Origin of the sequence: Marinobacter sp. UBA2498, assembly GCF_002341575.1 — a bacterium.
Taxonomy (GTDB): Bacteria; Pseudomonadota; Gammaproteobacteria; order Pseudomonadales; family Oleiphilaceae; genus Marinobacter; species Marinobacter manganoxydans.
Map to the genome: position 1 here is coordinate 9,337 of NZ_DDOI01000117.1, position 323 is coordinate 9,659.

The window sequence follows — 323 nt, forward strand, 5'->3', positions numbered from 1 at the left end:
CGTTCCACAAAGCCGGTATTGAAGTCAGCGGCCTGGAAATCCGGGTGCTCGAGAATCTGCTTGTAATAGGGGATGGTGGTCTGGACGCCGTAAATGCCCATATCGCCGAGAGCACGGCGGGAGCGGGCAATCAGCTCGTCCCAGTCCATGGCCCAGACAATCAGCTTGGCGCACATGGAGTCGTAATACGGGGGAATCTCGTAACCGGTATACATATTGGCATCGGTGCGCACGCCCGGACCGCCGGCGGAATAGTAGCGGCTGATGCGGCCGAAACTTGGCAGAAAGCCGTTCTTCGGATCTTCGGCGTTGATGCGGAACTG

At 58.5% G+C, this 323-nt stretch carries 1 pseudogene; it reads right to left on the reverse strand.

Features of this window, described 5'->3' with window-relative positions:
* A pseudogene (locus B2W52_RS16190) lies at positions 1-323 on the reverse strand (acetyl-CoA carboxylase biotin carboxylase subunit); the annotation flags it as partial.